Below are 22,306 nucleotides of genomic sequence, written 5' to 3' on the forward strand. Positions count from 1 at the left end.
CCCTCCCCATTTTGATAAATTCCCTAAATGAAAAATCGGAAGGAGGTGAGGGAATGGCCAGACCGCGTCAACCTGTGGACTTGTTACTTTATAAAGGCAAGAAAAACTTGACAAAGCAAGAGATTGAGGAACGCAGGGAACAAGAAATAAAGGCGCCGAGCGACAAAGTGAAAGCTCCATCATATTTGCCAAAAGACTTAAAAAGAGAGTTTAAAAAGATAGCGGATGAGCTTAAAAACATCGGAATTATGACTAATTTAGATGTTGATGCGCTCGCCCGTTTTTTGTTTGCTCGAAAATTATATCTGCAAGTAACGGAGCACTTGCTTGAACGAGGACCAATGAAAACAGTGATCATTAGAAAATTGGATGATGACGGAAATGTAATAGGGGAAGAAGAAAAAATTGTTCCGAATGATGACTATTCCGATCTTTTAATCAATCAGGACAAGCTTTTTAAACAATGCAGGCAAGCTTCCAGTGATTTGGGGTTAACCATTTCCTCTCGTTGTAAACTTGTCATCCCGAAAAAAGATGACGGAAAACAGAAAACTAAAGAGGAAGAACGGTTCGGGGGCCGCGTGTAATGCAAGAGATAACTGCTGAAATTCTCATTGAGCGGGTTTGGTCATATGCTGAGAAAATTCGTTCCGGGGAAATTAAGGCAGGCAAAAAGCAAAAATGGGCTGTAGAGCGATTTTTTAAAGATGTTGACCGGCTCGCAGAAGATGACTGCCCTTATTACTTTGATGCTGAAGCTGTTGTAGATTTTTATGAATGGTCGCGGCAATTTAATCATGTCGAAGGTATACTTGCAGGGCAGCCGATTGAACTAACAGACTTTCAGCTTTTTATTGCGGCCAATATATACGGATTCTATAAAAAAGAAAATGGCGCCCGCCGGTTCCGGAAAGCTTATATCCAGCTGGCACGTAAAAATGCGAAATCGCAATTTTTAGCTTTAATAGCGTCATATGAGATTTTCCCGACACAAGAAAAACACCGGGTATTTATCGCAGGCTGGTCCCGCGAACAATCAGATGAAGTATATCAAGCAATTCTTGAGCAGCTGCATCACGCGCCGATACTCAAAGGGAAATACACCTCTGCTAATGGCCGCGTGAAAAAATATAAAACAAACTCCATTATCCAGCCTCTTTCCCGTGAGGCCCGGAAGCTCGGGGATGGTAAAAACCCATCATTGGGAATTGTGGATGAATACCACGCACATGAAACAAGTGAGATTTACGATGTCCTGGACAGCGGGATGGTCGCCCGGCGCAGTCCGTTAATGGCTGTTATTACGACAGCGGGTTTCAACATGGAGCGGCCATGCTTTAAGGAATATCAATATACGAGTAAAATTCTTGATCCAGACATTGACACGGAGAATGATGATTATTTTGTTATGATCTGTGAACTGGACCCGGAAGATGACATAAAAGATGAATCAAACTGGATCAAGGCGAATCCGATTGTGGCAACATACCCCGAGGGGATGGAGTCATTACGTTCTGCTTTAAAAGTGGCTCTTGAAGTGCCTGAAAAGATGCGCAGTTTCCTCACCAAAAATATGAACCGATGGGTTGACCAGAAGGACAATGGTTATATGAAGATGACAAAATGGCGCGCTTGCAGCGGGGAAATTCCTGATCTGCAAGGACTGCCCGTTTATTTGGGCCTTGATTTATCAATGACAACAGACTTAACCTCCGTTGGATATGTGGCCATGCAAGACGGCTTTTTCTATGTCGGTCAACATTCCTTTATGCCTGAAGCCCGAGCCAAAGAAAAAATGGCGACGGATAAAGTGCCATATGATTTGTGGAGAGAGATGGGATTTATCACTTATACATCTGGCGAAGCAGTTGACTATCAATTAGTTGAACAATGGATCATTGAATTTATTCATAAAAACCGTTTTCGGCTACAAGAGACAGCATATGACAAGTGGAATGCTCTTCATTTAGCGCAGCGGCTTGAATCAAAAGGGCATACAATGGTGGAACTGCCGCAGAGAATCAATCATCTTTCATTACCAACAAAAAGCTTTCGAGAAAAGGTATTTGAAAGGAAAGTCGTGCATGGCGATGATCCGGTTTTAACATGGGCAATTAATAACGCAATTACGAAAATGGACCCGCAAGAGAATATCATGTTGGATAAAGCAAAATCACCGCAGAGAATCGACCCTATTGCGGCTGTTATAAATGCTTACGCCAGAGCGATGTATCACGACACAAACCATAGAGTAGATTTAAATAATCACTTCGGCTCTGGGAATTTCAGTTTTTAGGATGTGAGAAAATGAAAAAAGTCAGGAAAAAGATCAAAGCTTCTTTTAAGTGGTTTTTTCACCCCAAGTATTTGAAAGCCCTGCTTTCTTTTTTCTGCTTGATAATAAATGATCTGCTGTTTATGGCGGGAGCCGCCTTTATCCTGACAGCTGTCTATAGATGGAGCACCAACATCGGTCTGATTCTGACGGGTGTCTTTTTAATGTTTTATGCATACCTCATATCAAAGAAAGCGAGGTGATATAAATGCTGCTTGAACGAATGTTTGAGAAACGTTCTGGCTCGTCAGATCATGAAGATGGTTTTAACAACATTTTATTAAACATGTTCGGCGGCCGGAAAACAGCAAGCGGCGAAAGAGTGAGTGAAAGCAACTCACTTGTGCAGCCGGACATATTTGCATGTGTCAATGTATTATCGGATGACATTGCGAAACTGCCGATTCACACATATAAAAGAACGGACGGCGGCATTGAGCGGAAACCCGAGCACATGTCCGCGCATGCTGTTTATGCTCGGCCGAATCCTTACATGACAGCTTTCACATGGAAAAAGCTCATGATGACTCATGTTCTGACTTGGGGGAATGCATATTCCTATATTCAATTCGGACCACATGGTTACCCGGAAGCGCTCTTTCCCTTGCGCCCTGATTACACGAATGCTTACGTTCATCCGACAACAGGCATGCTGTGGTATCAAACTGTGTTAAACGGGAAAGCCATTGAATTATATGACTACGAGGTACTGCATTTTAAAGGGCTTTCGACTGACGGAATACATGGTAAATCACCTATTGGCGTTGTGCGGGAGCATATCGGGGCGCAAGCGGCTGCCACAAAATATAACGCCAAACTGTACAAGAACGAGGCAACTCCTCGGGGGATATTGAAAGTTCCGGCGTTCCTGGATGAAAAACCAAAAGAGAACGTGCGCAAAGAGTGGAAACGGGTGAATCAAGGTGAAAATATCGCCATTATAGATAACGGACTGGAATATCAATCTATTTCCATGCCTCTGCAAGAAGCTCAATTTGTTGAGTCTATGAAGTTTAACAAAGCACAGATTTCCATGATTTATAAAGTGCCGTTGCATAAGCTGAACGAATTGGATAAAGCGACATTTTCAAATATTGAGCATCAGTCCATTGAATATGTCAGAAACACGCTGCAACCGTGGATTGTGAATTTTGAACAAGAACTAAACGTTAAATTGTTCTTAGATCACGATCAGAAAAGCGGCCATTACGTGAAATTCAATATAGATAGCGAGCTGCGCGGCGACAGTAAGACGCAAGCGGAGTATTTGAAAACACTTCATGAAACAGGAGTGCTGAATAAAGACGAAATCAGAGAATTACTTGAGCGCAACCCTATTGAAAACGGCGACAAATATATCTCCAGCTTAAACTATGTGTTCCTCGATTTTGTGGAAGAATATCAGCGGCTTAAAGCTGGCGGCGCCATGAAGGGGGGTGACAACAAGAATGAAGGATAAAGAGGTGCGGCATCTGACGACGCCGATTGAACTGCGTTCCGAAGGTGAAGGGCAGAGTGAATATATCGAAGGGTACGCTCTCAAATTCGAAAAATGGTCAGAACGTTTGGGCTGGTTTAAAGAGATAATCAGTAGAACAGCTCTTGACTCAGCTGACATGTCTAACGTCATCGCCCTTTTTAACCATCAGCAAGATTTCCCCTTGGCGAGAAATACTGTTTCCGGGGATACTGGCCGCCTTGAATTAGAAACAGATGGGATAGGCCTCAAATTCCGATTCAAGCCCTCAGACACGTCATATGCGCGTGATTTAATGGAGAATGTCAGGAGCGGTGTGATCAATCAGTGCTCCTTTGCTTTTTCACTTGATTATGGGGATGCTGAGGCAGATGAATGGCGTATCAATGAAGATGAGGACATTTACGAGCGACGAATTAATAAAATCAATCGTATTTTTGATATTTCGCTCGTCACTACGCCTGCTTACAGCGATACTGAGGCGGTTGTAGGTGCCCGCAGTTTAGAAAAGGTAGAGCAGCTGAAAGAAAGACGTAATTCATCAGATGAAGCGTTAAAAATGGAATTGGAACTATTAGGCCTTGTACTCCCGGAGTAAGGTCTTTTTTAGTTCAGAAAACAAGGAGGAAATGATTTTATGCCAATGCAAATGAGCAAAAAAGAAATCGCATTAAGACAACAGTTTACTGAAAAGAAGCAGCAAGCAGACAAGGCACTGCAGGAGGGCAATACCGATGAAGCGCGTGCATTGCTTGATGAAGTGAAACAGCTTAAAAATCAAATCGAATTGATGACCGAAGGACGTTCACTTGATGTCCCGGATTTACCGGGCGGTGTAAACTTTGTGCCCGAGCAAGAGCGAAACCCAGAGGGGCAGCGTTCACAAGGTCAAGGAAATGAGGAAAGGCAACAGCAATACAGCAAAGCTTTCCTTAAAGGATTGAGAGGCAAAAGACTTACCGACGAAGAGCGTGACCTTCTGGATAGTCCAGAATTTAGAGCGATGTCCGGTATAAATGATGAAGATGGCGGAATTTTGATCCCAGAGGATATTGGAAGGCAAATCCATGAATTTAAACGTCAGTTTGAGCCGTTGGAACAATATGTAACCGTTGAACCTGTCACAACTCGATCTGGAACTCGTTTACTTGAGAAAAATGCTGATATGGTGCCGTTTTCACCTGTAGAGGAATTGGGGAATTTACCTGAGATTGATCAGCCTAGATTCACAAAAGTATCCTACTCAATCATAGATTATGGTGGCATCATGACTCTATCTAATTCAATGTTGAATGACTCTGACCAAGCGATCATGACATATGTAGCAAAATGGTTCGCAAAGAAATCAGTTGTTACCCGTAACAATTTGATTTTGGCTGCAATTGCATCATTGAAAAAAGTAGATATTGATGGTTTGGATGGTATTAAAAAAGCATTAAATGTCACGCTTGATCCGATGGTGGCGCCGGGTTCTATCGTGCTGACAAACCAAGACGGATATGACTGGTTAGACACGCTTAAAGATGGAACAGGAAGATACCTATTACAGCCGGACCCAACCAATCCTACAAAGAAGTTGCTTGATGGACGACCTGTCGTGCCTTTTACTAACAGAGTATTAAAAACTCAAAAAGGTAAAGCTCCTCTCATCATCGGGAATTTAAAAGAAGCGATTGTTCTGTTTGATCGTGAACAACAGTCAATTGCATCCACAGACACAGGGGCAGGAGCATTTGAGACAAATTCAACAAAAGTCAGAGGGATTGAACGAGAAGATGTCCGTAAATGGGATGAGGATGCTGTAGTATTCGGACAAATCACGGTTGAATAAGGAGAGATAATATGAGCTATTCAACAAAAAACTACACCGCCGACGGGGGAAATCGTACCGTCATCGGCGGTGTTTTAGAAATTGCCGGGGGCAAGGTCATTAAAGATGGACAAGAGGTCAGTTTAGACGGCGGAAACCAATCTGAACCAGGACCCGGAAGCGTAACCCATGAAATGCTGGCGGATAAGTCGGTCCGCAGCAGGAATATCGGCACCGGCAGTGTAATGGAAGAACACTTAAATTCATCTGTTTTAGATCGTCTCAAGGCTATTGAAGATAAATTGAAAGAGCTTGCCGGTTCTGAGTCTGACGGAAAAACGGAATAAAAAATAAAAGGAAAAGGATGATTACAGATGGCTGAAGATTATTTATATGAAAGTAATGGAGTCAAAACTTCATCTGAAAAAGGAAAAGACGGCAAGGCGATAACGCCAGTCTATCTCAAAGAAAACAGCGAAGAAAATCCTCTTTTTGTAAAAGGACTGCAGGGTGAAAAAGGTGAGAAAGGAGACAAAGGCGATACCGGTAAACAAGGTCCTCAAGGAGAACCGGGGGAACCCGGGGAACAGGGGCCACAGGGTGAACCGGGACCGGCCGGACCAAAGGGAGATACTGGCGAGCAAGGCCCGCAAGGTGAGAAAGGAGACAAGGGTGATCCGGCTGTTATTGAAGAAAGCAGCATTACGTATGAAATGCTTGCAGAAAAATCCGTCCGGAGTAAAAACATCGGAACTGGCAGCGTGATGCCGGAGCATCTAAACAGCGAAATTACAAAATTGCTTGATGAATTGAAACAAAAAATGAATAACCTTGAAAGTGACCTGGCTGCTTTGAAAGGAACAGAAGAAGGACCGACAGAATAGGCGGTGTGTCCTGAATGGATTTAGAGGCTATTAAAAACTATTTAAAGGTCGAGCATGAAGAAGATGATCGTCAGCTTTTGAATCAAATGGCGGCGGCCAAAAGCTATATTATCAACGGGATAGGCAGGTATATTGAAGGGCACCCGCAATTTGAGCTGGTGCTTCAAATGCTTGTCCAACATTGGTATGAAAACAAAGGGATATATGAGTCCGGGGGAACCGGCTTATCTATCCCTTTTACTGCTGAAAATATATTGACGCAGCTGCGTTATGTATCTGTGGAGGAACAAGAAAATGAGAAAAAAGATCAGCCAACTCCGGCACCGTCTGACCTTTCAAAAGAAAACTGAGACACAGGATGAAGAAGGTAACTGGAATGCAACCTATGCGGACTTATTCACGGTCTGGGGAGCTGTAGAGGGGGCTGGCTCTCTTGGGAATAGCGAAACTATGATTGCCGGAGCATTGGGAGTCAAGACCCCTAAAAAAATCACGGTGCGTTACCGGAATGATATAAAACCGAATATGCGGATTGTTAAGCGCGTTCCTAAAGAAAAGACGGAACGCGTTTTTGATATTTTGGACACTAACGATCCGGATGATCAAGGGGAAGAGCTTGAGATTCTTTGTCAGGAGGTGGGAATCAATGGCTGATATGAGCTTTGACGGCATAGATGATCTAACGCAGTATTTTGAAAAAATCGGCGGAGACGTCGAAAAAGTTGAACCCGTAGCATTAAAGGCGGGCGGAGAACTTATTGCTGAACGGCAGCGCGCTCACGTTAACCGGAGTGATAAGAAACAGCCCCATATGCAGGACAATATCACAGTCTCCAATGTCCGAGAATCCAAGGACGGAGTGAGGTTTGTGGCCGTTGGTCCGAATAAAAAGGTAGCGTATCGCGGGAGGTTCTTGGAGTGGGGAACCTCAAAAATGCCGCCGCAACCGTTCATAGAAAAAGGCGGAAAAGAAGGGGAGGGGGCTGCTGTGGAATTATTGGAGCGAATTCTTACAGCGTCGATCAAATGACCTACTCTCCTAAAATTGAATTGGTGAGTACACTTAATTCCAGTGCCTTATTAAAAAGCCTGGCGTCTGGCGGAATTCATAATCTCGTCGCAAATGATGTCAGTGCTTTTCCAAGAGTAGTATTTTCGGAGATTCAAGACGCCGATACGGATTTTGCAGACAACAAGGTCTATTCATTTGAGGTGCGTTATCAGATCAGTATTTTCACTCAAGCGAGCACCCGCGGCAAGGAAACAGCGATTGCTGCTGAAATAGACAGGCTTATGCGGGAAATCGGCTACAGCCGGTATGATTCTCAAGATTTATACGAAACAGACACAAAGGTCTTTCATAAGGCCAGACGTTATAAAAAAACCTATTATCAGGAGGAGAATTAGATGGAGGCGGGAAAAGTATTAACCGGCTTGGATATGTTTCATATCTCAGAAGTTTTAAAAGACACGAAGGATGAATTGGAATTCTCTGTTCCAGAAGAATTGCCGGGCGCTGTCAATATGAAGTTGGACCCGAAATCAGAGACAGAAACATTTTATGCCGATAACGTATCATATGCACAGATGAGTAGCTTGGGAGATATTGACGGAGAGATGGAAGTGGCCGATCTGCCACTTAATATGCAAGCGAGAATATTCGGGAAAACAGTTGAAAACGGAATCCACTTTTCTAGCGCAGATGATAGGACGCTTGAAATCGCACTCGGTTTCCGGGCCAAAATTTCAACTGGCGGTTACCGGTACTATTGGGCATTAAAAGGAAAACCTGAATTAGTGCCAGTTGAACATAAAACAGAGGAAGGGAAACCTACTCCTCAAACATCACAGGTGAAGATCAAATTCATGCCTCTTACTAATGTGAAAGAAGGTAAACGCAGGTGGGAAGCCAAAGCAGAAGAAGGCAACGGAATCAACGCCGAAACATGGTTTAAACAAGTTGTCTATAAGGACATCACGAAAGAAGAAACGCCTGTTGTTGATGTAGGTAAATAATTCATTCATTCATTGAGCGCCTTAGAGCGCTCTTTTTATATAAAAAAGGAGGAACTTACATGGAAGCATTGTCTATTACACTTCGGCTTGACGGCAAAGATAAAAAATTTGTTACACCTGACCACATTACAGGTTTATTGTTCCGGAAGGCTGCAAAGATTGCTGACGATTTTGAATCACAAGATTCAGAGCGTCTTTTTACTAATGAACAGGTTGAATTTGTCTGTAATACCTTTGGTCAGAAATTTGCGCCTGATGAGTTTGAAAAAGGAATTGATGCCCGGTTGGTAGGAAGAACAATCTACGCTGCCGCACAGTACGTGTTGGGGAATATTGCGGAAGCAACGGCTCTTTTAAATAGCGGAGAAACTTCCAATGGTGAAGAGCCGGGGGAGTAAGTCTGTCTGAGTCAGTCCTTGATATGTATAACGCCCTTGAGGAAATAGGATATACGCAGAATCAAATTGACGAAATGGACATTGTCTATCATCTGAAAAGACTGGCTCGGAGAAAATCACAAGAAAAGACACAACCGAAAGTAAAAAACAATGATGAACCTGTGTATATTGATCAAATTCTCGGATAAGGAGGTGCCCGGTTGAGCAAAGACATAAAGGTCAGGCTGTATTCGAATTCATCTGAGTTTAAAAAAGAAATGAGTGCCTGTGCTGTTCAAATGAAAAATTTGAAGTCGGAATTTGAAAAAAACCGTACGGCAGTGGGTGTGTGGGGCAACGAATTAAAAACTGCTCAAGTAACCGAAAAAACATTAACACAACAACTGGAAACACATAAACGTAGAGTAAAGGCGCTCGAGAGAGCTTACGCAGACGCGGCTATAAAAAAAGGGAAAGACATAAAAGAAACACAAACCCTCGCCCGCCGTTTAAATAACGCTACTGCCGCAATGAATAAGACGCAAAACGCGCTAAATAGTACGACTCAGAGGATAAAAGCGTTAGAGGAGGCAGCGAAAAGAGCTTCCTCCCGTGTTCGGATCATGGGCGAACGAATGGATTCAATTGGTGGAAAAATGCGTTCAGTTGGTTCGTCAGTAGCTATGACATCGGGCATCGCCTTTGGTGCGCTGGCTCTGTCCCTTCGTGATGCTGTTCAGGTCGGCATTGACTTTGAAAAGCAAATGAGTAAGGTGCAGGCCATTTCCGGCGGATCGGCGGCAGAGATCGCAAAATTGAGAGAGCAAGCAAAAGAACTCGGTGCAACCACTGTCTTCACAGCAAGTCAGGCAGCGGATGCACAGGGTTTTTTGGCAATGGCTGGATTTAAGGTGAATGACATTTATGACGCAATGCCGGGAATGCTCAGTCTGGCGGCGGCCGGTCAACTGGAATTAGGAATGGCCGCGGATATTACATCAAATATCATGTCTGCCTTTGCTCTAAAAGCAAAAGAGTCAGGGCACGCCTCGGATGTCATTGCTTACGCCGCAGCCAACGCAAACACCAACGTTGAACAGATGGGCGAAGCCATGAAGTTTTTGGCGCCGAATGCCAATTCTCTTGGTTGGGGAATGGAAGAATCAGCGGCCGCCATTATGGCTTTTGGTGACGCAGGACTCCAAGGCTCAATTGCAGGGCAGGCTTTTGGTACATCCTTGATCCGTCTCGCTTCGCCGACGGGTAAGGCGTCGAAGCTTGTCAAAAAATTAGGTTTTGATTTCTTCGATGCAGCCGGAAACATGAAAAGCATGCCGGAAGTCGTTGAGGAAATGGAAAAAGGTCTGAAAGGCATGACCAAAGAGCAACAGGCGGCCGCATTAAAAACGATTGTGGGCGCTGAAGCATATAAACATTGGGCTGTCCTTCTTCAAAAAGGTTCAAAGGCTTTGGGGGATAATACTAAGGCGCTTGAAAAATCAGATGGAGCCGCCAAAAAGATGGCGGATACAATGCTGGATAATGCACACGGAAGCATAATAGCTTTTGAGTCAGCACTCGAAGGAGCAAAAATCAAACTGACGGAAAGCCTGCTACCTGCCCTGGGCGATTTAGCAAACAAGGGCAGCGACTTGATTATGATGTTTAATAATCTGGATTCCGGTACCGTGCAAACTATAGCGAAAACAGCCGTTCTGGCGACAGGTGTATTAGGAGTTACGACAGCCGTCGCCACGCTTACAGCTGGAATAGGGGCGCTTTTAGCGTTTACCGGTCCTGTTGGCCTTGCGATTGTCGGAGGTACAGCGCTGCTTGGCGGCATTTCAGTTGCTACTTACGCTTACACTGAACAATTGAAGAACCAGAAAAAGCAGCAAGAAGAGGCGCGAGAATCCGCCTTGCTTTACGGCGAGGGCGTTTCTAAAGCAACACAAAAATCTGCTTCCGCCTATGTGGATTTAAGGGAAAAGGCGGAACTACAGCTATTTGAATTGACCCGGGTATCGGGTTCAGAAGCTCAGAAGATGTCAGCTAAATTAGTTGAAACTTATGCCAATATGCGCGACCAGCTGATACAAGAACTTGAAGGGCTTAAAAAGGATGCTCTGGTTGTCTTAAAAGGACTATACGCGGACACCGATGAGAAAACAAAAAAAGCCGGCGAAAAGATGACTGACAAGATGGTTGGCGCAATTGATAAAGATATGCAAGAGGCTAGAAATAAACTGAAACAGTTAAATGCTCTACAAAAAGAGACGGGCCTCGTCACTTCCAACATGAATGCCTCACAAAAGAAGCAATTCAATGACATTGTTTCCTATTTTGAATTGTCTACAAGTAAATTTGCGGCCAATCAAAAAGAAGCATTAGCAATGCAAAAAGTAGTAACAGATCAGCAAGGACAGCTTTCATTTAAACAAGCTCAGAAGTACAACAACGACATTAAAAAAGTCTATGACGATGGTAAACAAGCCGCCAAGAAAGACATGGAATACAGAAATGATGTTATTGAGAAGTTATTTGCGCAGGGATATATAGAGGCTGAACAAAGAAGATCATTACTGAGCAAAAGCACAGCTGACTATAATACAGCTTTAACCAAAAATACCGATGTCTACGAAAAAAACTCGAGAGCCTTGTTTTCTAAAATGTCGAGAGATGGGAAACTCCTTGATTTAGAAACAGGAAAGGCTCTTGAGAGACAAACGGAGTTTACTACTAACTCTATGGGAATAGCGTCGCAAGCTGAAGAACAGGAGGCCGCATATCAAGAACGATGGGCGGCACGGCAAATAGACTATCTTCAAAAATTAGGGCAGTCCAAAGAAAAAGCGATTGAGACAACCCAACAGGCTTTAGAAGAGTTTTACCAAGGTATGGGGATGACCAAAGAACAAGCCCGTGAAGAAGCAAGTCAGATGGTTGCCAATGTTGAAGGGGAATTAGATAAGCCGACAAGCGCCAGCCAATCAGGGAAGAAGGTTGCTGAGGATTTTTCTGCCGGTTTGAAGCAGTCCACACCAGCAGTGATTGGTGGGGGAACGGTCTTACAGCAAGCCCTTAACAATTCGCTTTCCGCAGATAATGCCACGCCCGCACAGGCCGGACAAAATAAAGGAAATGCCTTTCGTACAGGTATCAATTCTACAAAGCCCGGTAATGCACAAGCGGGGGCGTCTATACTCCAATCTGCTTTAAGCGAGATGAGGAAAGGCGGCGGGCAAGCAAATGCAGCAGGACAAAACAAAGGAAATAAGCATAAAGCTGGTTTAACGTCTACCAAAGGCGCCAATACATCTGCGGCCGGCTCTCTTAGCTCATCGGTAACGAGCAATTTAGCCAAAACCTCAGACGGCGGAGGCGGTAAAAAGGCCGGAACTGAATTAGCCAGCGGCGTTCTTAGCAAAAAAGGCTCAGCAAACAGCGCCGGAAAAAGTGTTGCAAACAGCGCAAAAACAGGGATGAAAAGCGTTAAGACACAAGGTGTCGGTACCGATTTTGTTACTGGCTTTATAAATGGAATGGGATCAAAAAACAGCTCTCTCTTTAGTGCGGCATGGAATCTGGGGAAATCCGCCTTGCGGACCTTAAAAAAGTCAATTGACTCTCATTCTCCCTCCAAACTAACAAAAGCGGAAGGAAACAACTTTTCTGATGGGTTTGCGTTAGGGATAGAGGACAAAGCCAAAAACGTAAAACAAAGCGCTGCTTTTATGGCACAGAACGCGATGACCTCGTTTAAGCAGGAATTAAATCAGATGGCTTTCAACATAAAGGGGGCTGCTGATCAGCTCATTTCAATGAAGTCGGAGCTTACTGTTCGGAATGAAGTTGACACGCCTGCCTTAAACCAAAAACTCGACGCTCTAATCACACTTCTGTCACAGCAACAGTCTGGCGGGGCAGGCCAGGCCGCGATACCTCAGCAGCCTATCATCATCCATCCGGCTGCGGTGCATATGGACGGCCAACAAATTGCGACGATCGCTTTTGAAAAAGGAGATGGCAGGATACTTGACCAGAAAGCTGCAGACCGATACAACCAGAATGCCTATAAAGGCGGTGTCAGATCATAATGCTAGATTTATATATTGCTTTTAATAACGGTATGGGGGAACAAAGTTTAACAGGCATTCTCCCCCGTTTTAAGGTACGCAGCTTCACGCCTGACTCACCGAATATTGAACGAGAAACAACAACCCTTCCAAGGATAAACGGTTTAGTACTGCCGCAACACCCCCGGGACGTTGTTTACAAAGAGAGAGGCATCAAGGTTGATTTTTTATTAGATTCCGTCATTGCCGAAATCTTTTATCAGAACCGGCATGAACTTTATTCATTGTTAGTGCAGCCGTTTCCTTATTATATTTCGACGGACCTTCTGCCTAACCGTCGGTTCCTTGTTACGTGTGACGGGAATTTTACTATCACCAAGGACAAACAGAAAAACCATGCCACATTTACAGTAGATTTCACGGACATTCTGGGGCTTGCCGAGTCGAAATATACCTCTTCTACCATCCAGAATTTCAATGGAGAGCACTGGAGTCCCGGCATGGGAATCCTTCGGAGAGATGATCTTGAATATCATTTCAATAACCAAAAACGGTTCAGTGTTTACAATCCCGGCGGCGCCGCGGTCAACACTCTGCAGCATGATTATAACGTCTTTCTGTGGGCCAAAGGCACAAACGTAACCATTGTGAACCGAACGAACGGGGAAAAATTGAAAATTGAGCAGGAGCTAAAACGCTCGCAAAAAGTCACATTCATCAGGCAGTACACTGTAATCGGGGATAAGCGTCTGAAAACATCCGGCCGTCTGCCGACACTGGATGTAGGATGGAACGATTTTGAAATTATAAACTCAAATGACTTTGAAATTTTATTTGATACTCGTTTTTATTATAAGTAAGGAGGGATAACATGGCTGCGGCTGACTTTATTAAAAGCCTGGTACCGGGGGCGCAGAAGGTACGAAAAAAATATAATGTCCTTGCCAGCCTTGTCATTGCTCAAGGCTGTCTGGAAAGTGGGTTTGGCACGAGTGGCCTTTCCAAACAAGCTTACAATTTGTTTGGGATAAAGGGAACCTATAACGGAAAATACGTTTTGATGTGGACCAGCGAGCAGGACAAATACGGAAATGTTGAGAGGGTACAAGCTAAATTTAGAAAGTACCCTTCATACGCTGAGAGTTTGGCCGATCTGGGAAGCTTGTATAATCGTCTTGATCGGTATAAAGCAGTGGTAGGGGAAACTGATTATAAAAAAGCATGCCGAGCCGTTCAAAAAGCTGGTTACGCAACAGACATCAACTATGCTAATAAATTAATTACCATGATCGAACAGTATAAGTTGATGCAATATGACGATACGTCAGAATTGCCGAACGAGCCTGATGATCCAGAATCCCCAGAGACCCCAGAAGAAGAACCGAGCTTTCCGAGTAAAGAATACACAGGTAACGACATCCCTCTTAATAAAAAATTGCCGTCAGATGTGGACTTTCCTCAGTTGCATGTTTCCACGAAGGATGGAAATGACGTTGTGGAAGTAACAGGCGTGATCGTTGATCTTACAGACGATACTACCGGGAAAAAGAGCTTTACCTTTACAATTACCAAAACAGAGAGCAATGCGACTGAATTCGATTTACTGGTCAATGACAATATTCTTTACATTGACGAAAGAAGATTCAAACAACAAAAATACTATATTACAGATGTAGACTTGAAGCAGGCTAAAAACGTCCTGACAAAAACAATCACGGCCAATCATATATTTACCGTTTTGCTTGCTGAGAATCGAGTGGATGATACAGTAACGAAGAAATTGACCGTAAAAGAGGCCTTTGACATTGCGTTAAAAGGTACTGATTTTTCATATGTGCTGGAAGAGCCACAAAGCAAATTCGCCACCGCCGAAGAAGAGAATTTTGGTGATAAAAACTCTACCGAATTAATAGATCAGCTCATAAATGATTATGAGTTAGAGCTTGACGTGGATAATTATAAAATTCATGTCTATAAGAAAATGGGGAAAGAGATCCCTTTCACATTTGACTCTCGTTACAATATGCCGGGCATCAGTATCAAAACCAACTCGCAAAACTGTTCTACTCGAGCATGGGGATACGGCGCGATGTCTAAAGACAGTAAGAGCACAGACAAAAAACCGAAATACGTATTTGAGCCGATCTTGTACATCCATCCAGAGGAAAAGAAATTCCTGCGGGAAGGTAAACCGAAGTGGGCCGACCCGATCAGAGACGAAACTATAAAAAAGTCGGGTAGCATGGTTTCTGCGCTGAAAAAACATGTGAATCCATATCCGGAAACAGTCGTCAGTGTGGATTATCAATATGTATACGAACCGAAATTGCTCAAAATTGAAAAGCCATTCTGGAAAGGTGATACAGTCCACATTTTAGCCGACACAGCAGACGGAACGACTTATGAGGATGATGTGCGGCTCTTAACGATTCAATACAATCCGCTAAATCCATACAGCAGCCCGAAGCTGACTTTTGCTAATTTCAGAAAAGACATACAAGATATCGCGGTGAATCAGGCGAAGAAGCTGAGAGAACAAAAACGATATATTGATCAAATACTGACAGCGCTTTGATAGGCGTTTTTTATTTTGTCGAAAAGGAGAGTGAATACAGTGTTGAGGTTGAAAAAAAATTACGATACCACTAGAAACTCTCGTTATGAGGATGAGCTATCTGGTGATATGGAAGCGATCGAGAGTAGCGTAAACGGACTTGAAAGTGAAATTACCCGTCATAAGAAAGCTGCTACGGCGCATACATCTGAGCAAATTGATCACGGGGGCTTTTCTTTACGAACTTATATTGACGGACTCTATAACCGGGTGCGTAATCTCATTCTTAATGCCGACGGGACAAATGTAAAAGAAGTAGTGGACGCCCGTGTTACTGCTGATGGAGAAATTGCTCCACTGTTGAAAGAGCGTCTTGATAAGGAATATAACAAACTTCTACGTAAGATCACCAGAAACGTTAACGTAGACGACTACGGGGCCGACCCTACCGGGGAGACAGACAGCACAGAAGCATTCAAAAGAGCGATCGGAAATGGAAAGGTGCGGCTCAATCTATCAGCCGGAGAATACGTGATAAGGGGCGTAAAGCTGCCGTCATGGACGTATTTGATCGGCCAGGGCATGGGCGTCACCACGCTAAAACTGCACGAGGACACGCCGGCCAGTGAGTGGGTTGTCACAAATGCTGATCATGCGAAAGGCAACCGGAATATCGTTGTGGAAGGTATGTCGCTTGACTGGAATCCTGATCGTCAGGGCGGCGTAGGCGCAACCGGAGGTGTACATTCAAGCTGTCTGCTTTTCGCGCAAGTAAAGTTTGGTATTGCGCGCGGCGTTGAAGGTATTAATCCCGGCTTACATTGTTTTGATGTATCAGCGCCTTCTTATGACATTACAGCAAAAGATTACACGGCAACGGGGAGCAAATATATTTGGATCGACAAGTGTGTCGGCTCGGGGTATGGTGACGACGGCATTACGACCCATTACAGCGAGTATATTTTCATCACAAATAATGTGATGACGAACCCGCGCGGCACCGCACACCGTAAAGGGGGAGCCAATTCAAACGGAATTGAAGTGGATGACGGCTCCAAGCATGTCTGGGTTATAGATAATTATACAGAGGGGAATGTGCGGGGCGTAGAGGTAAAAGCCCATAAGGAATGGCCGGCACCGAGTGACGTTCACATTCGCGGTCATGAATCATTTCGTGACGTTCGCTCATTTGATTTACGGCATATTGATCACCATCTTGTAAAAGACCCATGGAGCGAGACGGCTCGTGATGTGACGTTAGTAGACTGCACATCCCGGGAACCCGTCTATAATTCGCTTTATGAAGGATTAGCTCCGAAAGCCCTTGTCGTTTCGGCGTACCAGCGTGTTCAGATTATCGGATTCAAAGCCATAGGTGATCCAACATATGATTACAAAGACGGCTCGATCATTGCTTTCCAGTATAAGAGCAGGAAGATAACAGTAAACAACTTGCACATTACCGGATTTAAAAAGGCTGATTGTGACATTTATATTACCGGCGGCGATCAGATGACCGACGATGTATTTATTTCTGATTTTGTTATCCATGATTCCGCAAGAACCGGCATCGCGATAGGGGGCGGCGTATATAATGTTAACTTGTTAAATGGGCTTATGCATGTGGCAAGCGGAACGGCCGGCATTACATCCCCGAACACCAAGACCAATATTTTTCTTGTCAGAGCTTACGGCTATAAAGATGCGGCTGTCATTGCGGGGGAAAAGCATTCAGTCGTTCCGAATAACGTCAAGGGAGGCTTTCGAGCAGCTTCCGGCTCCGGCCATGCACTGACGAAATACAGTGCGATTATTGCGTGTACGGGGGCAACGTACGCGAAGGGTGAGCGCAATCTGCTTGCAGGAAATGCGGGAGGTTCTTCCTCGGAAGGATCGCGCAACGGTGTCATGTTTTCATACGATTCTCACACAACAGGAGACGGGGCGTCCTCGGGTGTCATGTTCTCGAAGGCTACCAAGAATAGTAAATCTTACACATTGGCTTTAGGCCATGGAAATGGCAAAGCCTCGGAAACCAACAAAAAAATAGAATTAAACGCAAAGAATGGAACAGTCAAGGCTACTGGCGCAATAGAAAGTGTATCGAATTTAAAAGACTTGGCGGAGTATTTTGAATCAGCTGACGGAGCAAAGATAGAGGCATCTTATCTTGTAGCGTTAGAGGGGGACAAAATCCGAAAAGCGCAAGAAGGCGACAAGATACTCGGGGTCGTTTCTAGGACTGCCGGCGTTGTGCTTGGCGGAGCTGCCTTCTATTGGAATGATCGTTTTCTTCGTGATGAATTTGGCGGCATTATCTACCGGGAAGTATTTGACGGTGAGGACATCATTACGATTCCAGCTGAGAACCCGAACTATGATCCGGAAGCTGAGTACAAGCCACGAGAGGAACGAGACGAGTGGCATATTGTTGGATTGATTGGTCAAGTGTTCGTGCGCGTTGATGATACCGTTAACGTCGGTGACAGTGTTTCAGCAGTTGACGGCATCGCGACAAAGGCGGAAAGCGGCGGATACGGAACCGTGATGAGATTTGAATCCCCGTACGATGCGGAAAAAGGATACGGTGTGGCGCAAATGATGGTTACACCGCAGCACTAAGGAGGGATAAGCGACGATGTATAAAACGGGCAGCGTGCCGATCAACATTAATACAAATCCAATCAATGGCCGGAGTACAAATATACAATTTATGACGCAAGACACAGGCAGCGCAAAGCTGTTTTTTTCTTTTACAAAGGATGGTGTACCGTTGCCTCTGTCAGCCGTAGATGCAAAAATTGTCCTACTGTATGATGATGGATCGTTTTATAAAAAGAGCCACACCATCACTGACAAGGTAAACGGCACAGCAGAATATGTGTTGTCCAATGCAGAACTCAAGCATTACGGAACGGTTAAGGCGGAAATCAAACTATATTACACGAACGGCCAAGCGCTGGCGACTTCATTTTTTACTTTCTCTATCGCCAAAACGTTAGAGGATCAGAACATCGTTCCGACAGCTGATTATTACATTGATGATTTTGAAACGCTGAGAGACGGGGTAAACCACATCGTCGAAGAAATCAGTCAGACTGTCGAGGAATTACAGAAGAAATTTGCCGATCTGGAAGCTATTGAAACGAAAGAGGGCGCGCAGAAAAAAGCGGATGCTGCAGAGGAAAAGGCCAAGGCTTATACAAATGAACATGCGAATGATGAAGAAAAGCATATTACGGCTGCCGAAAGAAAGGCGTGGAATGCCAAGGAAACCCCCTCCGGCGCGCAAAAGAAAGTAAACGCCCATGCGAACGATCAAGAAAAGCATGTTTCTGCAGCAGATCGGAAGGTTTGGGACAGTAAAGAAACAGAAAGCGGGGCGCAAGAGAAGGTAAACACTCACGCCAATAATACGGACATTCATGTTACCAAACCTTTCAAAGATACATTGGAGCAATTATCAAAGTTATTCACAGCGGGTTTTAAAGATGAACTGGAAGAATTATTACGTCAGTTCACGGCCCATAATTACAACCAAGAACGGCATATTTCTAAAGTTGAACGGAAGACATGGAACGGAGCTGCCACCTTTGCCAACATCATGCTGAAGAACGGAGCCACCGCAGGGACGCGGACACCGATGTACGCAAAGTGGGGGGCGTTTTTAATCTTACGGGGGCATGTGAAAACAGACGCCGAAATTATATTCGGCTCCATCCCCGCGGAATACGCACCTGCTGGCGGTTCCGTTATAACAGTGCCGTTAAGTGGTACAGGCGGCACAGCCAATTTAATCATTTATGATGATGGAGACTTGAAAATAAAATACCCGGACCCGGCGGACTCAAGTAAGATGGGCGGAGGCTACTATCTGGATGTGGTCGTGGGCTTTCAGGAAGGAGGGACAGCATGATTCAGGTTTATGAGTACGATGAAAATTTCATTTTGACCAAACCCGTTCCAATTGAGCCTGATGAAGAAGGAAACTATACAATTCCTGATAATTGCACAATGATCCAGCCTCCTTCTTTTATAAAGGCGATGTATCATCCAGCTGAGAAGATATGGACGGAGGCGGCCACAGAGGAAGAGAAAAAATCCTTGGAAAAGCAAATTGAAAGCGGACGGGTTCCTTCCCCCGTCGATGAATTGAAAGCTCAGAATGCGGCCATTACAACGCAGCTTGCGGAAGCGCAGAGCCTGGCCGAGTCACAAGCGCAAATGATTGCAAATCTTTATCTAATGCTGGCGGAGGGAGGGAAAGGGGTATGATGGATTGGTTTACAAGCGTTAAAACCATCTACGGATGGGGGCCGCAGTATTACAGTAATGCAGACGTGGCCCGTTTTGTGGAGTGGGGAAGAATTACAGAAGATGAATACAAACAAATAACCGGCTTAACCTATCCGATGACAAAACAGCCTGTCAGTGTGGATTTAGGCGGCGCCGCAAACTGATCAACACCCGGAGAGGTGTTTTTTATTTTGCCTCGAAGGAGGTGATAACAATTGGAGGGAATATACGTGTGGATGAATTTTGAGAGCTTACAGATCGCAAGAGCATATCTTTTTGGGGAGGTGAAATATCTTGATTTAATGCTGGTGCTGAACATCATTGACATCATTACCGGTGTGATAAAGGCATGGAAATTCAAGGAGCTTCGGAGCCGTAGCGCATGGTTCGGCTATGTGCGTAAGATGCTCAGTTTCCTTGTGGTTATTGTGGCGAATGCTATTGATACGATTATGGATCTGAACGGCGTCCTGACCTTTGCGACCGTTCTTTTTTATATTGCAAATGAGGGCCTATCCATCACGGAAAACTTGGCACAGATCGGCGTTAAAATTCCGGCCGTCATCACTGACCGGCTCCATGTAATTGAAAGTGACAACGATCAGAAAACAGAAAAAGAGGACAAAGCTGCTGAGTAAATCCAGCGGCTTTTTAAATTCCAAAAATAGAATAGGAGACGATGAAACATGGTGAAAATCACTAAAGACTTTATTCCAGCGGGGCACAATAACAGACCGGGATACGCAATGAACCCGGCATACATCACAGTTCATAACACGGCAAACACGGCACAAGGGGCAAGCGCATCCATGCACGCCCGTTATGAGAAAAATCCGGAAACACCCACCAGCTGGCACTTTACAGTAGACGACAAAGAGATTTATCAGCATCTGCCATTGAATGAAAACGGATGGCACGCGGGAGACGGAAACCGCGGAACTGGCAATCGGAAATCTATCGGCATTGAAATTTGCGAGAATAGCGATGGGGATTTTGAGAAAGCCGTGGCAAATGCTCAATGGCTGATCAAAAAGCTCATGAAGGAGCAGGGCATTTCCTTTGCAAACGTGGTCCCTCACCAGCACTGGTCCGGCAAGTATTGTCCGCGCAAGCTGCTTGATCGATGGGACTCCTTTAAAGCCGGTATCAGCGGCGCCCCGTCTAAAACGGTAAATTCTCCTGTTGATAAAACAAAAGAATCGTATATTAAAAATACAGTTGTTGCTGACAGCCTTAATGTGAGAACTCAGCGCAGTGCCAACTCGTCTATTGTGCTTGCTCTTCCTAAAGGTTCGACTGTCCAATATAAAAAAGGATCGACTCAAAATGGTTGGGGTTACATTAAATATACCAATTCTAAAGGAGCCACATACAGCGGTTACGTTAATGTAAGCTATATCAAGAGCGATGCAGAGTTAGGGAAAATCCCTTCGAAATCTTCAAACAAGACTGGTGGGAGTATTAAGTCCGTAGGCAAAATTAAAATTGTTGGTGTTAAAAGTGCTGCAATTATTATGGACAAACCAGACCGTAAAAACGCCAAGAATGTGGATACAATTGGCCTCGGTAAGACAATTAATATCTTAGGTTCTGTTAAAGGTTTAAACAACTCTAAAGGCTATTGGGAAGTCATCCATGGCGGTAAACGGCGGTATGTGTCAGGACAATATGGAAAAATGGTTTAAGTAAAACGCTTTTGAAATAATGAGAAAGCCCCCAAAAGGGGCTTTTATTTTGGTTCAATATTTATAATTAACGACATTTGAGGAATTTTAGCTAGTGTAACAAGATAGTTACCGTCAAATACCTCAAGTGTATTTTGCTCGCTTTTTAGAAGATCGTTTACATGCTTAATATCAATTCCTAAAGCATGAAAAACCGCAAGTGTATTATCCAGGCCTATTTGAGAAGCCATATTATCTGGACCAGAAGTGGATAAATGTAAACGATAGAATTTATGATTCTCGTCATACCATGCTTCCAAAGTGAAAGTTCCGCCGGAGTTATCAGTTTCTGTTTTCAGTTCTCTGGTGTAAATTGTACCATCTTTGGCTTCGGTAAGTTCAAAATCTCCGATATTATCTTTATTAATACGACTGAGACCAGTGGATTCAATATCTTCATCACTTTCAATATCTCGAGTCGCTTCATTGAAAGTCTGTACAAATTCCTCAAGGCTAAAGTTAAATTCTTTTTGTGTATTCTCAACTTTATCTGTCTCGACGTTATTGTCTTCACTTTCAGTGTTATTTTTCTCTTTTTCTTCCGAAATGGTGTTTTCACTGCTACACGCAGATATACCAAAGCATAGAAGAAAAATGGATAATAAAAAAACAAGCTTTTTCATAAAAAATCCTCCTCTTAATCAAACAACATTTACATTTTAAAGCAAATAAGGATTCATTTCTATGCATTGTAAAAACTTTGTTATAATTTTAAAATGGGCTGAGTACGAAAGATAAACTGCAGTAAAATAAAAGC

Annotated in this window: 23 protein-coding genes; 22 read left to right on the top strand and 1 reads right to left on the bottom strand. The window is 44.1% G+C overall.

Features of this window, described 5'->3' with window-relative positions; translation table 11 throughout:
* Positions 1–53: 53 nt before the first annotated feature.
* The 22 genes from G9F48_RS14960 to G9F48_RS15065 all read left to right on the top strand — a co-directional run bounded on the left by G9F48_RS14960 (position 54) and on the right by G9F48_RS15065 (position 21,510).
* Complete coding sequence (locus G9F48_RS14960; protein WP_139885406.1) at positions 54–587, top strand: phage terminase small subunit P27 family; 534 nt, start codon at positions 54–56, stop codon at positions 585–587.
* The gene (locus G9F48_RS14965; protein ID WP_024085421.1) at positions 587–2,296 is read left to right on the top strand and encodes a terminase large subunit; all 1,710 of its coding nucleotides are present in this window, start codon (positions 587–589) and stop codon (positions 2,294–2,296) included. Before G9F48_RS14960 ends, G9F48_RS14965 begins: the two co-directional genes overlap by 1 nt.
* Positions 2,297–2,543: 247 nt before the next feature.
* A complete protein-coding gene (locus tag G9F48_RS14970; protein WP_069448797.1) occupies positions 2,544–3,794 on the top strand; it encodes a phage portal protein in 1,251 nt (416 codons plus the stop codon).
* Positions 3,784–4,410, top strand: a complete 627-nt coding sequence (locus G9F48_RS14975) for an HK97 family phage prohead protease (protein WP_015968215.1) — start codon at positions 3,784–3,786, stop codon at positions 4,408–4,410. The genes G9F48_RS14970 and G9F48_RS14975 overlap by 11 nt, the downstream gene beginning before the upstream one ends.
* 39 nt (positions 4,411–4,449) lie before the next feature.
* A complete protein-coding gene (locus G9F48_RS14980) occupies positions 4,450–5,643 on the top strand; it encodes a phage major capsid protein (RefSeq protein WP_015968216.1) in 1,194 nt (397 codons plus the stop codon).
* A gap of 11 nt (positions 5,644–5,654) precedes the next feature.
* Positions 5,655–5,969: a hypothetical protein gene (locus G9F48_RS14985; protein ID WP_165409700.1), complete on the top strand. Its 315-nt coding sequence runs from the start codon at positions 5,655–5,657 to the stop codon at positions 5,967–5,969.
* Between the two features lie 27 nt (positions 5,970–5,996).
* Positions 5,997–6,506, top strand: coding sequence for a collagen-like protein (locus G9F48_RS14990; protein WP_165409701.1), 510 nt, complete (start codon positions 5,997–5,999; stop codon positions 6,504–6,506).
* 14 nt (positions 6,507–6,520) lie between these two features.
* A complete protein-coding gene (locus G9F48_RS14995; protein ID WP_046559647.1) occupies positions 6,521–6,856 on the top strand; it encodes a head-tail connector protein in 336 nt (111 codons plus the stop codon).
* On the top strand, positions 6,801–7,160 hold the full coding sequence (locus G9F48_RS15000) for a phage head closure protein (protein ID WP_165409702.1): 360 nt from the start codon (positions 6,801–6,803) through the stop codon (positions 7,158–7,160). Before G9F48_RS14995 ends, G9F48_RS15000 begins: the two co-directional genes overlap by 56 nt.
* A complete protein-coding gene (locus G9F48_RS15005) occupies positions 7,153–7,536 on the top strand; it encodes an HK97-gp10 family putative phage morphogenesis protein (protein ID WP_165409703.1) in 384 nt (127 codons plus the stop codon). Before G9F48_RS15000 ends, G9F48_RS15005 begins: the two co-directional genes overlap by 8 nt.
* Before the next feature lie 23 nt (positions 7,537–7,559).
* Positions 7,560–7,913, top strand: coding sequence for a tail completion protein gp17 (gene gp17 / locus G9F48_RS15010; protein ID WP_238785828.1), 354 nt, complete (start codon positions 7,560–7,562; stop codon positions 7,911–7,913).
* On the top strand, positions 7,914–8,522 hold the full coding sequence (locus G9F48_RS15015) for a major tail protein (protein WP_165409705.1): 609 nt from the start codon (positions 7,914–7,916) through the stop codon (positions 8,520–8,522).
* A 59-nt stretch (positions 8,523–8,581) separates the two neighbouring features.
* Complete coding sequence (gpG, locus tag G9F48_RS15020; RefSeq protein WP_061046721.1) at positions 8,582–8,920, top strand: phage tail assembly chaperone G; 339 nt, start codon at positions 8,582–8,584, stop codon at positions 8,918–8,920.
* A 200-nt stretch (positions 8,921–9,120) separates the two neighbouring features.
* Positions 9,121–12,996 (top strand): phage tail tape measure protein, encoded by a 3,876-nt coding sequence (locus G9F48_RS15025; RefSeq protein WP_165409706.1) that lies wholly within the window; start codon positions 9,121–9,123, stop codon positions 12,994–12,996.
* The gene (locus G9F48_RS15030; RefSeq protein WP_165409707.1) at positions 12,996–13,835 is read left to right on the top strand and encodes a phage tail domain-containing protein; all 840 of its coding nucleotides are present in this window, start codon (positions 12,996–12,998) and stop codon (positions 13,833–13,835) included. Before G9F48_RS15025 ends, G9F48_RS15030 begins: the two co-directional genes overlap by 1 nt.
* 11 nt (positions 13,836–13,846) lie before the next feature.
* Positions 13,847–15,550 carry a phage tail spike protein gene (locus tag G9F48_RS15035; RefSeq protein ID WP_165409708.1) on the top strand — a complete coding sequence of 568 codons (1,704 nt, stop codon included), beginning with the start codon at positions 13,847–13,849 and terminating at the stop codon, positions 15,548–15,550.
* A 108-nt stretch (positions 15,551–15,658) separates the two neighbouring features.
* Positions 15,659–18,151: a peptidase G2 autoproteolytic cleavage domain-containing protein gene (locus G9F48_RS15040; protein WP_238785829.1), complete on the top strand. Its 2,493-nt coding sequence runs from the start codon at positions 15,659–15,661 to the stop codon at positions 18,149–18,151.
* 16 nt (positions 18,152–18,167) lie between these two features.
* On the top strand, positions 18,168–19,445 hold the full coding sequence (locus tag G9F48_RS15045; protein ID WP_165409710.1) for a phage baseplate upper protein: 1,278 nt from the start codon (positions 18,168–18,170) through the stop codon (positions 19,443–19,445).
* Positions 19,442–19,804, top strand: coding sequence for a hypothetical protein (locus G9F48_RS15050; protein ID WP_139885416.1), 363 nt, complete (start codon positions 19,442–19,444; stop codon positions 19,802–19,804). The genes G9F48_RS15045 and G9F48_RS15050 overlap by 4 nt, the downstream gene beginning before the upstream one ends.
* Positions 19,801–19,989 (top strand): XkdX family protein, encoded by a 189-nt coding sequence (locus G9F48_RS15055; RefSeq protein ID WP_015387951.1) that lies wholly within the window; start codon positions 19,801–19,803, stop codon positions 19,987–19,989. Before G9F48_RS15050 ends, G9F48_RS15055 begins: the two co-directional genes overlap by 4 nt.
* Positions 19,990–20,040: 51 nt before the next feature.
* Positions 20,041–20,463, top strand: coding sequence for a phage holin family protein (locus G9F48_RS15060; protein ID WP_015387952.1), 423 nt, complete (start codon positions 20,041–20,043; stop codon positions 20,461–20,463).
* 48 nt (positions 20,464–20,511) lie between these two features.
* Entirely contained in the window at positions 20,512–21,510 is a 999-nt protein-coding gene (locus tag G9F48_RS15065) for an N-acetylmuramoyl-L-alanine amidase (RefSeq protein WP_165409711.1), read from the top strand.
* 44 nt (positions 21,511–21,554) lie between these two features.
* On the opposite strand, the gene G9F48_RS15070 is transcribed toward G9F48_RS15065, so the two are convergent.
* Complete coding sequence (locus tag G9F48_RS15070) at positions 21,555–22,172, bottom strand: hypothetical protein (RefSeq protein ID WP_165409712.1); 618 nt, start codon at positions 22,170–22,172, stop codon at positions 21,555–21,557.
* Between the last annotated feature and the right edge of the window lie 134 nt (positions 22,173–22,306).

This window comes from Bacillus sp. EKM420B (assembly GCF_011065565.1).
GTDB lineage: Bacteria > Bacillota > Bacilli > Bacillales > Bacillaceae > Bacillus > Bacillus velezensis.